Genomic DNA, 13553 nt, shown 5'->3' with positions numbered 1-13553 from the left:
TGTAACGACGTTGGAACAAGCGTGTAATCGTAATTGTTAATTAAGATAAAAGTAGCATTTTCTGGTCCTGATTTGATCTAAATCACAAGTACCACTAACACTAGTAAGGTTTTTTCGTTAAAATGCCGCCTCCATTTATCTCGCTGATACCGGATTTAAAATTTTTTCGTGAAAGCCAAAAAACAAGTTAAAAAACTTACGTTTGCTATTATAGCTTGGTGCGCTGCCATGGCGGCTTTCGTGTTTTTCAGATATGCACAAACTCCCGAACTTCCTCAGTGGGCAGTTGGTCAAGCTGACTTAGCAACATTAGCTATTTTTATGGGCTTTGTTTTTGGCTGTCTCCATTGGATGTCAAACCTTATCGCAGACTTTAGTGCTATAAGCCGCTTACCTTATTTATTTTCAGTGATTTTCAAAGGCTTATTCTTATTACTGGGCGCAACAACCATTGCCTATGTAACCCAGTTTCTAAACATGTGGGCGATAGAAAACCATATGATCACATTGCGTCAAATGTTGACGGCACATGTGTTGTATAGTCCTTCTTTTCAGGCTCTCATTGTTTACTTAGTGGTGGTTCGAGTTGGGCTGGCATTTATTGAACAAATGGCATTATTGGTTGGCCCTAGAGTATTACTAAATATTGGATTAGGTAAATACCATCAACCTCGCTATGAACAACGATTATTTTTATTCTTAGATATGGCCTCATCGACCTCCCATGCGGAATCGTTAGGGGACTATCGATTTTCCAGACTCATTCAAGATAGCTTCAGCTTACTTGCCGATACGGTTGTAAAAAATGATGCTGAAATTTACCGTTATATGGGTGATGCAGTCCTTATTCATTGGCCATTAGAGGAAGGGATTAAAGAAGATAAATGCTTGAATATTTATTTTGAGTTTTGTCGTGAATTAAAGTGGCAACGTAAGTATTTTGAAGAACAATACGGTTTTGTCCCTAAATTCAAAGCGGCAGCGCATTGTGGTCAAGTCGTGGCAGCCGTAGTTGGGGTTCACAAGCAAGAAATCAGCTTCTTCAGTGATGTTATAAATACACTGGCGAGGTTACAAGATCAATGCAACCCTTTAGGCCAAAGAATGCTGCTTTCTGGTGACGTAGTTCATCGCATTGACCAACAAGATTCTATGTACCAATTACAAAACTTAGGCTTAGTCCCCTTAAAGGGTAAACAACACCCTATTGAAGTATTCGGTGTTAGCCCTAAAACAAGTCATTAAGATAAACATAAAAAGTGATCGATTACTGCGAGGTTAATTCGAGCCAAAAACCGATCACTATGTCACTGAAACCGCTAATCTTTAACCTGTGCTAATAACTCTTGAATGGCTAGCCCTAAGGTTCTAAAAGTCCGAATACGACTAGTAGTCTGCCGCCAAACCAAGCCAATATCACGATATGGCGCTTCTCCTGGCGGGTCAATAACGATGAGATTAGTATCATTTAAAATACCCGCATCAATCGCCATTTGAGGCAAAAATGTCGTCCCCAATTTGCTATTAACCATTTGCACTAATGTATGTAAGCTGGTTGCTGCAAACGGATTGATTTTTGCACTATCACCAAGCTGACATGCTGTAATAGCATGACCTGTAATACAATGCTCGGCTTGCAGTAAAAAGATGCTTTCATCTGGCATAGTCTGATAATCGATTGGCTGCAATACACCATGGGACAGTTCTTCGTGCATCACCATCTTAAATGGATCTATTCCAACTTTCATACTATGAAAGCCACTGGTATCAACCGGTAAAGCTAAGATCAACAGATCGAGCTCACCTTTTCCTAACGCATCAAGTAATCGTTCAGTGGTATCTTCTTTTAATAACAGAGTCATTTTTGGGTATGCTGTTTGACATAACTTGACCACCCTACTCAATAAAAATGGCGCAATAGTCGGAATACAGCCTAAACGTATGTCCCCCGTCATTGGTTCGCCTTGGTTTTTAACTAATTCAACCAAGTCATCCACATTAGTTAATATATTTCTTGAACGCTCAACAACCTCTTCACCAATGGCAGTAAACATAAAAGACTTATGATCCCGCTCAATCAATTGATAACCTAGCTGTTCTTCTAAATTTTGAATACCACTAGATAACGTCGACTGACTAACATGGCAAATTTTTGCAGCACGATTAAAATTCTGTTCTTGGTGTAAATTGATTAAATAATAAAGGTTCTTTAAACTTGGAAGATTTTTCATACAATCGATTATATAGTCAAGTTGTGATTCACATACTAGATTGCAATAACGTAAATAACAAGCACAATAAAGTGCAGTAAAGCACGGTTTCAAAATTTAGATACAAAAAATGCTCCCTCAGGAGCATTTTGTTTTAACAATTAAGATATTAAGCTTTAGCTTCTAAAAATAACTTAAGTTGTTGCAGGTCTTTTTCTGCGTGCTCAACAATTTCAGACAACCATGCTTTGTGCTCAGCTTCCCACTTAGCTTCTTCACCATGTTGCAGTAATTGAGCAAACTGTTGAATACGTTTTAATCCGACAGAACCAGCAGCACCTTTAAATTTGTGTGCTTCAGAGCATAAAGTATCTTTATCATTGGCATCATCTGCTTTTACCAAGCTACCGACATATTCAGGCATTAACTGCTCAAAAAGCACAACGCTTTTTAATAACGTGGCTGCACCGATGGCATTAATATATTGCTCAAGTGTATTCAGATCTAAAATAGCATCTAATTGTGTGGAAGACATTAAAGGTACCTCTGAAATTAAAATTCTAAACTGATTCTTATAAAATTAAATCAATAATACCCCGTCCATGCCCCTATGCAAGCTTTCAGGGAAGGTTTCAGCGCATTGCCCCATCTTTAATACATCTCATTAACATAGTGCTAAAGAACTATCACTGATGTGCAAAAATCAGCTGCACGACAATGGCATCACATGCAACTTAAGTAGTAGATATATAATAAAAAACAAATGTTAAACGGTAGAAGGTTATTTTAATAATACTATTATAGCTAACTAACTAAAGATAATGTGTCATCAGCCAAAGCACTACCTTGGCCACCTTGCTTCGCTAACCTGTCAACAATAGCCACCAGTCCATCCCACCGATAGGCACACCAATCCGGTGCAAGTAATAAAGGCTTTTTAGCATAAGCGGTTACCCGGTGGAAAATAATATCGCTAGGTGTATTTTGAATCAGCACACTAGCTGCATCTGCATACTCATCAATCGTTAACAACGGAAATGCTTTATAACGCCATTGATTAGCCATCGTACTGCCATCAACAATGTGCAACGGGTGTAATTTAATTCCATCGACCCCTGCTGTAATAACTTGCTGCAAACTATCAAGGTAGTCCTGCTGAGTTTCATTAGGTAGTCCCAATATTAAATGACAACACACTTTGATATTTCGTTTACGGGCTCGAGTAACAGCATCATGGTATGCGGCAAAGTTATGGCCTCGGTTGATTAATTTTAACGTGTCATCATTGGCGGTTTGTAAGCCTAACTCAAGCCACACGTCAATGCCGCTTTCTTGATAGCTAACTAACAAATCTAATACTTCATCAGGAACACAGTCTGGACGAGTACCTATGTGTAGAGCGACAATTTGTTTATCTTCTACCGCTTGGTCGTACTTTAATTTAAGTTGAGCATATTCTTCATATGTTGAGGTATAGGCTTGAAAGTAAGCAATATATTGCTCATGACAATGACTATTACTAACACGCTTGTTAGTAAACACATTCGCTTTAGCATTATCTAATTGTTCAGCAATAGACTTAATATTGCCTTGTTGATCATTGAAGGAGGCAACATTACAGAAGGTGCACCCCCCTTTACCTAAAGTGCCATCTCTATTGGGACAAGTGAACTTAGCGTCTATAGTGAGTTTTTTTACTCTTTTTCCGTATCGTTTTTTGCAGTCTGCGCCATAGGTATTAACGAAATCATCTAAGCCCATTATTTATCTCTTCATAATCAAAACGGCGCATAATTTAGGCTAATTTCAAACGGTAGACTTAGATTTAAATCAAAGAAAGCTAAATTAATCATTTATGTTGTTGAATTTGTCAGTTCAATTGATACATGTTTTAAACATGATGATTAAATTTTAAATTAACAAATGTGAATATTTAGTCATAAAACCCTTTTTCATCGCTCGTTACTGTGTTCGGAATAAAATTCACTATTTTTATTTCAAAAACAATCCAAAGCTGTTGTTAACAAAAGGTTATGCAAATAAAGCTTTAAAGCTAAAATTCTTTTTATTCATAAGGTTATACGAATAAATCCCCAGTTTACGTTAACGTAAACCTGATAAAAAATTACACTTATAAGGTAATTTAATTTCAGAAACATGCGATAAATACGTTTGACCTTTTGCCTAACTCAGTTTAATTTGAGAGGTTCGGGTGCATATCTATGGAATTTCTTCAAATTTACCCCGAGTCGTATTAAGTAGAGGTTTTAGGGGGTTTTTGTATGAGCTTATATCATCCCAGTTTCGAGCGGGACAATTGCGGATTTGGATTGATTGCACAAATGGATGGCGATGCAAGCCATAGAATCGTGCGTACTGCAATTCATGGACTAGATCGCATGAAACACCGAGGTGGTATTGCTGCTGACGGGCGCACAGGTGATGGCTGTGGTCTATTAATGCAGATGCCGACCCAATTTTTTGAAGCCATTGCAGCTGAGAACGACTGGCACCTTAGCCGTAAGTTTGCTGTAGGCATGCTGTTCCTGAGTCAGGACCCACAAAAAGCTGATGAAGCAAAATTTATATTAGAAAAAGAACTACAACGTGAAACATTAAGTGTGGCCGGCTGGCGTAAAGTGCCCGTTAACCCAGATGTATTAGGTGAAATTGGTCGCAAAAGCTTGCCACAAATTTACCAAGTGCTCATTAACGCGCCAGTGGGCTGGCGTGAAAAAGATTTAGAACGTCGTCTTTATATGGCAAGACGCCGCTTAGAACAGCAAATCGCCAATGAAAAAGATTGTTATGTTGCGAGCTTATCAGGGCAAGTTATCGTCTATAAAGGCTTAATGATGCCTGCGGATCTGCCGTCATTTTATTCTGACCTAGCAGATATTCGTTTAAAAAGTGCTATTTGCCTATTCCACCAGCGCTTTTCTACTAATACGTCACCAAAGTGGCCATTAGCCCAGCCTTTCCGCTATTTGGCACACAACGGTGAAATTAATACCATTACCGGTAATCGCCAGTGGGCAAGAGCACGAGCCTATAAATTTAATTCACCATTATTGCCAGACCTACAACAAGCTGCACCATTTGTGAATGAAACAGGTTCAGATTCATCGTCATTAGATAACATGTTAGAAATGCTATTATCGGGTGGTATGGATTTATACCGAGCCATGCGTTTGCTTATTCCACCCGCGTGGCAATCAAACCCTGAAATGGATGATGAATTAAAAGCCTTCTACGATTTTAACTCTATGCATATGGAGCCGTGGGACGGCCCTGCAGGCATTGTAATGACAAATGGTAGACACGCAGCCTGTGCGGTAGACCGTAACGGCCTACGCCCTTCTCGTTACGTTATAACCAAGGATCGTATCCTAACACTCGCTTCAGAAGTTGGTATTTGGGACTATGCAGCCGATGAAGTTATTGAAAAAGGACGTGTTGGTCCGGGTGAATTATTAGTTCTTGATACTCTTAATGGCCAACTGTACCAATCTTTTGAAATCGACAATGACTTAAAACGTCGCCACCCTTACAAAGAGTGGATGGCAAAAAATAGTCAAACATTGATTCCTGCAGAAAAAGTAGACCCTGCAAAACAAGGCTCAAGCCGCTTTGATGCTAAAACCTTACTGCAATACCAAAAGCAATTTGGTTTTACTCGTGAAGAGTTAGAACAAGTCATTTGGGTATTAGCTAGCAAAGGTGAAGAAGCGATTGGCTCAATGGGTGACGATACGCCAATGGCGGTATTGTCTAAAAAATCTCGTTCACTTTATGACTATTTCCGTCAAAAGTTTGCGCAGGTGACAAACCCGCCAATCGACCCATTGCGTGAAAAACACGTTATGTCTTTAGCAACCTGTGTGGGCCGTGAGCAAAACTTATTCTGTGAAACCACCGGTAATGCATACCGTGTGATGTTTGATTCACCGATTCTTTTATTCAGTGATTTTAATCAACTGCTTGGGCTTGATAGCACCTATTATCGCGCTAACACGGTTGACTTAAACTACGATGTCCAAGAGACCCTAGAGCAAGCAATTCACCGCATTGTAGACGAAGCAGAGCGTTTAGCCAGAAGTGGCACAACTCTATTAATTCTTTCAGATCGCGCTGTAGATAAAAATGCTCAAGTTATTCCAGCAGCTATGGCTGTGGGGGCTGTACAAACACGTTTAGTTGATAAAAGTTTACGTTGCGATACCAACATTATTGTTGAAACCGCTTCAGCTCGCGACCCTCACCATTTCGCCGTATTACTCGGCTTTGGTGCAACGGCTATTTATCCATATTTAGCTTATGAGTCAATTGCAGCAATGGCGCAAAAACAAAACATTGAAGACGTTACCGCTTTAATGCTCAACTTCCGCTATGGCATCGAAAAAGGCCTACGCAAAATCATGTCTAAAATGGGCATTAGTACTGTCGGTTCGTATCGTTGTAGCCAGCAGTTTGAAGCCGTCGGTCTAGCAAAAGATGTCATAGACCTATGTTTTAAAGGCGTAATAAGCCGTATTGAAGGTGCCAGCTTCACTCATATTGAAGACGACCAAAAACTCCTTCACACCGCAGCATTCCGTGCTCATATTCCTTTACCACAAGGTGGATTATTGAAGTATGTTGAAGGGGGCGAATACCATAGCTTTAACCCTGATGTGGTAAGCACCTTACAAACATCACTCAACAATAAAGACTATCCGGTTTATAAACAGTTCGCCAAACTGGTCGATGACCGCCCTGTCGCCACATTACGTGATTTAATTCGTATCAAAGGTACAGGTAAAGCCATTGATATCGATAGTGTTGAAGATGCCAGTAACTTATATGGACGCTTTGACAGTGCAGCAATGAGTATCGGCGCATTAAGCCCAGAAGCTCATGAAGCCTTAGCCGTTGCTATGAATCGCCTTGGTGGTCGTTCTAACTCAGGAGAGGGCGGCGAAGATGCAAGCCGTTTTAACTCTGAGCGTAACTCAGCCATTAAACAAATCGCTTCAGGCCGCTTTGGTGTAACAGCCCATTACCTAGTTAATGCTGACGTGCTGCAAATTAAAGTTGCCCAAGGTGCTAAACCCGGTGAAGGCGGCCAGTTACCCGGCCATAAAGTCAGTGTAGAAATTGCTGGTTTACGTTATGCACGCCCTGGCGTCACCTTGATTTCACCACCGCCACACCATGATATTTACTCTATTGAAGATTTAGCCCAGCTAATTTTTGATTTGAAGCAAATCAACCCAACGGCATTAGTGTCAGTCAAATTAGTGTCTGAACCTGGTGTGGGGACTATTGCTACCGGTGTGGCGAAAGCTTATGCCGATATGATCACCATATCTGGTTACGATGGTGGTACAGGTGCCAGCCCTATTACCTCAGTTAAATATGCCGGTTCTCCTTGGGAGTTGGGGTTAGCTGAAGTTCAGCAAGCATTAGTAGAAAACGGCTTACGCCATAAAATTCGCTTACAAGTTGATGGCGGATTAAAAACCGGTACTGATGTTATCAAAGCAGCATTATTAGGTGCAGAAAGCTTTGGTTTCGGTACCGTGCCAATGATCGCTTTAGGTTGTAAATACTTACGTATTTGTCACTTAAATAACTGTGCCACAGGGGTTGCAACTCAAGATAAAAATTTACGTGACAACCATTATCACGGGTTGCCAGAACGTGTCATGACTTATTTTGAGTTTGTTGCCCAAGAAGTGCGTGAATGGATGGCTGCATTAGGTGTCAGTAAGTTTGAAGACTTAGTGGGTAAAATTGAATGGCTTGAAGCCATTGAAGGACATACAGCTAAACAACAAGGTTTAGATTTATCTCCTATTCTTTACAAGCCGCAAGTCCCTAGCACTTCTGCACTAACGTGGAAAGAAACTAACCCGCCATCAGATGTGGGTCAGTTAAACCAAACCTTAGTGGCAGACTGTAAAAATGCCGTAGATGCAGGTGAGCCATATTCTTATCAATACGCCATTAACAACACCGACCGTTCAGTAGGCGCTAGCTTGTCAGGTTATATCGCCAAAGCACATGGTGTTACAGGCACCAAAGAGCCATTAACTATTGGATTTACCGGTAGTGCAGGACAAAGCTTTGGCGTTTGGAACAGCCCAGGTTTGAATTTAAAACTTTGTGGCGATGCCAATGATTATGTTGGTAAAGGTATGTCTGGCGGAAAAATTGTTATTCACCCTCCGGTTGGAAGCCCATTCCAGTCAGAGCGCAGTGCCATCATGGGCAACACTTGTTTATACGGCGCAACTGGTGGCAAGCTATTTGCGGCAGGCCAAGCAGGTGAACGCTTTGCGGTACGTAACTCAGGCGCAATTGCAGTAGTTGAAGGACTAGGTGATAACGGTTGTGAATACATGACCGGCGGTATTGTTGTCGTTCTGGGTAAAACAGGCGTTAACTTTGGCGCGGGTATGACCGGTGGATTCGCCTATGTATTTGATCAATTTGGTCGCTTCAATCGTCGTGTTAATACTGAGCTTGTCGACACACTTAAAGTTGAATCGACGATTCAACGTCAACACTTAAAAGGCTTGATTGAAGATCATGTCGCCGAAACGGGCAGTGAACATGCCAATATGATTTTAAGTGATTTTGACAACTGGATTGATTGCTTCGTATTAGTCAAACCTAAAAATATTGCCGTTGCCGATTTACTTAAAATCGAGCAAAAAAGCCCAGAGTTAGTTGTGAAGGCGGGATAATAGACATGAGTAATGATTTTCAATTTATCGAAGTTGGACGTGTAGACCCAACTAAACATGCAGCAGAAAAACGTGCGACTCAGTTTATTGAGATTTACCAGCCGTTTACTCAGCCCCAAGTTAATGAGCAAGCTGACCGCTGCCTAGATTGTGGTAACCCTTATTGTGAGTGGAAGTGTCCACTGCATAACTACATTCCTAATTGGTTAAAACTGGCTAAAGAAGGCCGTATTTTAGAAGCCGCTGACTTGGTTCATGAAACCAATACTTTGCCTGAAATTTGTGGCCGTGTATGCCCACAAGACAGACTATGTGAAGGCGCATGCACCCTAAATGATGATTTTGGCGCAGTGACCATTGGTAATGTCGAAAAATACATTACCGACACCGCTATTGCTCAAGGCTGGCGTCCAGACATGAGTAATGTTACTCCTCGTAAAGAGCGTGTCGCGATTATCGGTGCAGGCCCAGCGGGGTTAGGTTGTGCAGATATTTTAGCCCGTAACGGTGTACAAGCTGTGGTATTTGATAAATACCCACAAATTGGCGGCTTATTAACCTATGGTATTCCATCGTTCAAATTGGACAAATCTGTTATGGCCACGCGCCGTTCAGTAATGGAAGGCATGGGAATTGAGTTTAGACTTAACGTCACTGTTGGCAAAGATATCAGTTTCCAAAGCTTATTAGATGAATATGATGCCGTATTCCTTGGCATGGGCACTTACACGGCTATGCCAGCAAAACTGCCAAACGAAGATGCTCAAGGCGTGTTACAAGCCTTACCTTACCTGATTGGTAACACTCATAAGGTAATGGGCACTAGCGATGACAGCACACCTTACATCAACTTAGCCGATAAAAATGTCGTTGTGTTAGGGGGTGGTGACACTGCAATGGACTGTGTCCGTACCGCAGTAAGACAAGGCGCTAAAAGCGTGACTTGTGCTTACCGTCGTGACGAAGCCAATATGCCGGGGTCAGTACGTGAAGTCCAAAATGCACGTGAAGAAGGGGTTAACTTCCTCTTTAATCGTCAACCGACTGCCGTAAAAGCTGAAAATGGTGTAGTGGTTGGTATTGAATTTGTTGAAACCCAAATGGGTGAAGCTGATGCCAGTGGCCGTCGTCGTGCAGAAGTCATCGAAGGTAGTGAGCAAGTATTAGAAGCTGATGCAGTAATTGTGGCATTTGGTTTCCAAGCTAGCCCAGCGGCTTGGTTTGAAGACTTTGGTATTGAAACCAACGATTGGGGCTTAGTTAAAGCCAGTAAAACAGATGCAAATCCATTCCAAACCACTAACCCTAAAGTGTTTGCTGGTGGCGATATGGTGCGCGGGTCTGACCTTGTGGTCACGGCTATTGCTGAAGGTCGAGACGCTGCATTAGGCATTTTGAATTTTATCGACTAAGCTTAAAATTCAATTTGAACTTGAATTTGCACATCTTTATAGATGTGCATTTTTTTTGGTTATTTAAGGTTACTTTACCTGCCAATTAATTGGAGTTAGCCCGTTTTCAATTAAAACTTGGTTAGTTTTCGAAAAGTGACCACATCCAAAAAAGCCGCGATAAGCTGAAAGCGGCGACGGATGCGGCCCTGTTAATACCGTATGATGCGGCTGGTTGATCCATCGACCTTTTTTAATAGCATGATTACCCCAAAGAATAAAAACAACGGGCTGAGATGAATCATTTAAAAATGCCAAAACATGGTCAGTAAAGGTTTCCCAGCCTGATTTAGCATGAGAGTGTGCTTGGGATTTTTCTACTGTTAAAACGGTATTTAGCAATAACACACCTTGATTAGCCCACTCGACTAAATTGCCATGAGTCGGTTGAGTGAAACCAGCAACATCCTGCTGTAACTCTTTATACATATTCGATAACGAGGGAGGAATTTTAACCCCCTCATTCACTGAAAAAGCTAAGCCATGCGCCTGCCCTTCCCCGTGATAGGGGTCTTGCCCCAAAATAACCACTTTTACCTCGTCATAAGGTGTTAGCTCAAAAGCTCGGTAAACCTCATCTGCTGGCGGATAAATAGCTTTACCACTATGACGCTCTTGAGATAAAAACTGTTGTAACTGCATAAAGTAATCCTGCTGCTGCTCATATTCAAAAAACGTCTGCCAAGTATTCACTCTTACCTCTATCGTTTAACTAAGTTGCTAATTATGCTTATAACTTCTAAAATTGATACTCTTTGTATGCTGTGCAAATAAGCCATGAGAACCCCAAAAAAATCAATACTCGACAAGGTTTCACCTTAATTGAATTAGTGGTCACCATTATTATTTTGGCCATTTTAGCGGTTATTGCGCTGCCTAAATTTATCAACATACAACAAGATGCCCATGTGTCTAATGTTCAAGGCACCGGAGGAGCCTTTGCTTCCGGCATAAACCTTGCGCATGTGAAATGGGCAGCAATGGGGCACTCTGGCCCAGCCGACAATTTACCAATATATCAAAATGCCGGTGCCGATGGGCAATTAGATATGAACTTATGGGGCTACCCTGCACAAAACTACCCTCCATTTGAAAGCTCACCAAGACTGAATAACTCAAATGACTGTATGTCAGTTTGGCGCACCATATTACAAGATGCTCCCAGTGTATCCACCAGTACAGATGTAAGCGTGTCTGACTATCAAGTAACCTATATCAACCCTGATCAATGTCGATTTTTCTATAACGCATTAAACACACTTTCTATCTATTATGATTCTCGTAATGGGCAAGTCATCACAGATAAAGATCCTAATAGTTAATTTCACCTGAAATTTTAATTAAAATCGGTACACTATACTTTTCTAATCAATAAAAAGTGAGCGACATGTCTGAACAAACTTCACCACAAGAAGCGACTACAGAAGCACAAAGTGCAACTACAATTTATCAATTAGCTGATCAATTTATTGCTCTTGCTAATCAACTTGGCCAGCAAGAAAACGATATTGGCAAAGTAGGTACGGCTTTACGTTATGCTGCATCGCGTTACAATGCATTTGAGGCTGCAATTAAGTCATCAGATCTCGCTGCTGAAAAAGAAAATGCTTTAGCTTGGTTCACTAATGAATTCAAAGAAATGCTTAATGAAAACTTAGAAGATCATATTAAGCATCCTCCTGTAAGCAAAGACCAATAATTAACGACTAAATCAAACTTGATAGATAAAACTCACAAGCTTTGATTACAGCAGTCGTACAAAAATGCCATCAATATTTGATGGCATTTTTAATGGACAATCGTTGAGGTTATGACTCGTTAATATAAGTTCTACTTAATTAATGACAATAATACATTCGCCCCTAGGCCAATAAGTACAATGCCCGATAGCCTATCAATCCACACAGCTTGCGCCCTAAGCTTGGGCAGTATTGTTGAATGAGACAACACAATGGCAATTAAGGTATACCATAAGCCATCTACCACTAATGGCGTTAATACTATAATCGCCTGCCCGGACAGTGTTTCTGCCGCCAAAACAAACTGGCTAAATAAGGCTAAAAAGAAAATAAGGATTTTAGGGTTAAATAGTGAAATGGCTAAACCATCTCTAGCAGCAACCCATAAACTGGTTCTTTCCCCAGCTTGTAGTTTTTTTTGCATCCCTTGTTTTGATGTTAGTGCCTGAAAACCTATCCAAATTAAATAAATTGCGCCAATCACCGCAATAGAGTTAAACAACACAGGAGAGGTTTTTAATAATACCGCTAACCCTAACAAAGTAACCAAAGCATAAACCCCAATACCCACGGAATGCGCCCAAGCGCAAACAATGCCATGTAACCGGCTTCCACCAAGTGTATGGCGTAGTACCATGGCTAAACTCGGCCCGGGTGACATCGCGCCTAAACAACAAATGGCCAACAATCCAAGCCATACTGAAAAACTCATAAAACTCCTTATCTGGTGCTATTTTGCCTATAAGCTAGCCCATAAAAACACCATCACTGATTAGTATGGTGAAATTAAGCTTGTAGTATATTAACAATCACTTAAGGTTAATTATGATAACCTTGACTCAAAATACTCAGGCGCTCTGTTATGACATTTGTTCCCACTCTAGTACTTATTCTGTTTTTTATTGCCATCGCAAGCTTACTGTTTGCCAAAGCCAAAGGCCATAAAATTCCTTTATCGGTGATTTTTGTTTTAGGTTTCTTCACTGTTTGTATGGCGGGTGTTGTGGCATTTATCAAAAATGGCGAGAATTATGACGCCTATCTATTCCAACAATGGCAACCTCTTGAACCTGAAAAAATTCAGCCATTAGTGAGTCAAGGTTATACCGTAGTGGTGGATATCCAGGCCGACTGGTGTTTGCCCTGCCAAGCCAACAAAGCCAATGTTTGGCACCGCGAGCCGGTTGTGAATACCTTAGCCGCTGACAATATTGTTTTAATGCGCGGAGACTTAACTGAACCTAACCCTGTGGTAGAGGGTTATTTAAGGTCAGAACAAGGCCATGGTACGCCTTATAACAAGATATACGGCCCCACACATCCACAAGGGCTTGTATTGCCAAAACAACTTAGCATAGAGCATGTATATCAAACATTAGCCGCGGTTGCTGTGGCAGATTAGCTTTTAAATTCGTACAAAAA

11 protein-coding genes are annotated in these 13553 nt (G+C 41.0%); 6 read left to right on the top strand and 5 right to left on the bottom strand.

What is annotated here, in order from left to right; all coding sequences use genetic code 11:
- Positions 1-228 precede the first annotated feature (228 nt).
- Positions 229-1245: an adenylate/guanylate cyclase domain-containing protein gene (locus L2672_RS01670; protein WP_248994091.1), complete on the top strand. Its 1017-nt coding sequence runs from the start codon at positions 229-231 to the stop codon at positions 1243-1245.
- A 74-nt stretch (positions 1246-1319) separates the two neighbouring features.
- On the opposite strand, the gene oxyR is transcribed toward L2672_RS01670, so the two are convergent.
- The 3 genes from oxyR to mnmL form a co-directional block, all read right to left on the bottom strand.
- Positions 1320-2231, bottom strand: a complete 912-nt coding sequence (oxyR, locus tag L2672_RS01665; protein WP_248994090.1) for a hydrogen peroxide-inducible genes transcriptional activator OxyR — start codon at positions 2229-2231, stop codon at positions 1320-1322.
- A gap of 148 nt (positions 2232-2379) precedes the next feature.
- Positions 2380-2745 carry an Hpt domain-containing protein gene (locus L2672_RS01660; protein WP_248994089.1) on the bottom strand — a complete coding sequence of 122 codons (366 nt, stop codon included), beginning with the start codon at positions 2743-2745 and terminating at the stop codon, positions 2380-2382.
- A gap of 269 nt (positions 2746-3014) precedes the next feature.
- Complete coding sequence (gene mnmL / locus L2672_RS01655) at positions 3015-3971, bottom strand: tRNA modification radical SAM protein MnmL/YtqA (RefSeq protein WP_248994088.1); 957 nt, start codon at positions 3969-3971, stop codon at positions 3015-3017.
- 521 nt (positions 3972-4492) lie between these two features.
- Between mnmL and gltB the strand changes: the two genes are divergently transcribed.
- Positions 4493-8941, top strand: coding sequence for a glutamate synthase large subunit (gene gltB / locus L2672_RS01650; protein ID WP_248994087.1), 4449 nt, complete (start codon positions 4493-4495; stop codon positions 8939-8941).
- A gap of 5 nt (positions 8942-8946) precedes the next feature.
- Positions 8947-10353: an FAD-dependent oxidoreductase gene (locus L2672_RS01645; protein WP_248994086.1), complete on the top strand. Its 1407-nt coding sequence runs from the start codon at positions 8947-8949 to the stop codon at positions 10351-10353.
- Positions 10354-10422: 69 nt separating this feature from the next.
- Here L2672_RS01645 and ung read toward each other — a convergent pair whose 3' ends face one another.
- Complete coding sequence (ung, locus tag L2672_RS01640) at positions 10423-11085, bottom strand: uracil-DNA glycosylase (protein WP_338055578.1); 663 nt, start codon at positions 11083-11085, stop codon at positions 10423-10425.
- Between the two features lie 71 nt (positions 11086-11156).
- Between ung and L2672_RS01635 the strand changes: the two genes are divergently transcribed.
- Positions 11157-11714, top strand: coding sequence for a prepilin-type N-terminal cleavage/methylation domain-containing protein (locus L2672_RS01635; RefSeq protein WP_248994085.1), 558 nt, complete (start codon positions 11157-11159; stop codon positions 11712-11714).
- Between the two features lie 65 nt (positions 11715-11779).
- On the top strand, positions 11780-12091 hold the full coding sequence (locus L2672_RS01630) for a DUF3144 domain-containing protein (RefSeq protein ID WP_248994084.1): 312 nt from the start codon (positions 11780-11782) through the stop codon (positions 12089-12091).
- 131 nt (positions 12092-12222) lie between these two features.
- Here L2672_RS01630 and L2672_RS01625 read toward each other — a convergent pair whose 3' ends face one another.
- A complete protein-coding gene (locus L2672_RS01625) occupies positions 12223-12843 on the bottom strand; it encodes a LysE family translocator (RefSeq protein ID WP_248994083.1) in 621 nt (206 codons plus the stop codon).
- Between the two features lie 150 nt (positions 12844-12993).
- On the opposite strand from L2672_RS01625, the gene L2672_RS01620 reads away from it, so the two are divergent.
- Positions 12994-13533, top strand: a complete 540-nt coding sequence (locus L2672_RS01620) for a thioredoxin family protein (protein WP_248994082.1) — start codon at positions 12994-12996, stop codon at positions 13531-13533.
- Positions 13534-13553: the final 20 nt, after the last annotated feature.

The sequence above is a fragment of the Shewanella gaetbuli genome (assembly GCF_023284065.1).
GTDB lineage: Bacteria > Pseudomonadota > Gammaproteobacteria > Enterobacterales > Shewanellaceae > Shewanella > Shewanella gaetbuli.
The sequence above is the reverse complement of the archived record's forward strand: the minus strand, read 5'-3'. Positions and strand labels throughout refer to the sequence as shown.

Bases quoted from the DNA above. Each gene is read 5' to 3' on its own strand.
- L2672_RS01670 (WP_248994091.1), top strand. From the start codon at position 229: ATGGCGGCTTTCGTGTTTTTCAGATATGCACAAACTCCCGAACTTCCT.
- oxyR (WP_248994090.1), bottom strand. From the start codon at position 2,231: ATGAAAAATCTTCCAAGTTTAAAGAACCTTTATTATTTAATCAATTTA.
- L2672_RS01660 (WP_248994089.1), bottom strand. From the start codon at position 2,745: ATGTCTTCCACACAATTAGATGCTATTTTAGATCTGAATACACTTGAG.
- mnmL (WP_248994088.1), bottom strand. From the start codon at position 3,971: ATGGGCTTAGATGATTTCGTTAATACCTATGGCGCAGACTGCAAAAAA.
- gltB (WP_248994087.1), top strand. From the start codon at position 4,493: ATGAGCTTATATCATCCCAGTTTCGAGCGGGACAATTGCGGATTTGGA.
- L2672_RS01645 (WP_248994086.1), top strand. From the start codon at position 8,947: ATGAGTAATGATTTTCAATTTATCGAAGTTGGACGTGTAGACCCAACT.
- L2672_RS01630 (WP_248994084.1), top strand. From the start codon at position 11,780: ATGTCTGAACAAACTTCACCACAAGAAGCGACTACAGAAGCACAAAGT.
- L2672_RS01625 (WP_248994083.1), bottom strand. From the start codon at position 12,843: ATGAGTTTTTCAGTATGGCTTGGATTGTTGGCCATTTGTTGTTTAGGC.
- L2672_RS01620 (WP_248994082.1), top strand. From the start codon at position 12,994: ATGACATTTGTTCCCACTCTAGTACTTATTCTGTTTTTTATTGCCATC.